The 1,212-nt window shown below is 61.4% G+C and carries 1 protein-coding gene; it reads right to left on the bottom strand.

From position 1 onward, the window contains the following. Positions 1 to 1,105: conjugal transfer protein TraH (locus GOX53_RS29445; protein WP_171182424.1), on the bottom strand; the 1,105-nt coding region annotated here is incomplete at its 3' end. Positions 1,106 to 1,212 lie beyond the last annotated feature (107 nt).

Below are 1,212 nucleotides of genomic sequence, written 5' to 3'. Positions count from 1 at the left end.
GCTCCGCCATCGAGTTGATGTCATCCTGCACGAACCGGTACTTGTAGCTCTTGGCCGTCACCAGGTGTTCATAGATCGGAATCGTCGTCAGGTTGATCAGGGCAATCGACGCCGCCGGCGGCGCGGTGTCATTGCTGATTGCCGAGGACAGATCCTCGATTGCCTTTGCGGTGACCGCAAAGAGCGCGTCATTGGCGGCAATAGTGGTGTTCTGCAAGACCGGGTTCAGACACTCATTGGTGTCGTTGCACCGCAGGCTCTTGAGCGTTCCACCCTCGACCAGGGCCTTGGCTGATTCCGGTGACAGCGCCCGCGCCGGAATAGTGCGGTGCGTCATGGAACTGTCGTCATCGGCCGGGGCGATGGTGATGATTGTGCCCGAGAGCGTCATGAAGAACTCCGCGATCCGCGGGTTGGACGACAGGAAGTTGTTCTTCTTGATCGCGCGCCAGGCATAGTTGACGTCCACCGGCACCTGGTCCTTCAGCTCTCCATTGGCCCGGTCGAGCGTCGACTGGTTCTTGCCGCCGGTCCCGCATTCATGACGTGCGGCGACCCGGTCGGCAAAGCGCCCGGTATATCCACCAATGGTCTGACAGACATGCTGGGAAGCACCATCCATCTTCGGCCAGAGCGAACCCACCAGCAGCTGACCGGCCTCACAGGAATTGATGTTGCCTGCGTTCACCTGCTGGATCAGGTCGCGCAGCTTGGCCACGATCTCCTGTACCGAGGGTGACAGGCTTTCCAGTGCCAGCTCGAAGGCAAACCCGGCCGCGTTCTGCATGATCGCTTCCATCAGCGCGATCAGCTCTTCTTCGGAGATGAAGGAAAACGCCCCGCCAAAGATGTCGATGCCGCCGCAGCCGGCGCGGATCGAGGGCAGCTGGATTGCGGCCAGTTGGCTGTTGCGGGGGCGGGTGCGCAGATAGAGCGAGCCCATGGTGGCATAGCCTGCCTGCTGGCCCTGGTAGGCCGTGGGCTTGGTGACGTTGACCCCACCCCCCGAGCGCTCCCAGAAGTTGCGCAGATCGGAACCCACCTGGGACAAGGCCGGTGAGGCAAGGCAAAGGCCGAATGCGGCTGCAGAAAGAAGCGTCTTCATTGAACATCCTCCGAGCGTGAGAGTTTGACCGGTTCGGCTGAGTCATAGGGACGATCCGTCAGCCCGTAGCGCAGAAGCAGGTCTTCGATGTTGCGCACGCTGGTCAG

This window comes from Ruegeria sp. HKCCD8929 (genome assembly GCF_013031405.1).
Taxonomy (GTDB): Bacteria; Pseudomonadota; Alphaproteobacteria; order Rhodobacterales; family Rhodobacteraceae; genus Ruegeria.
The sequence above is the reverse complement of the archived record's forward strand: the minus strand, read 5'-3'. Positions and strand labels throughout refer to the sequence as shown.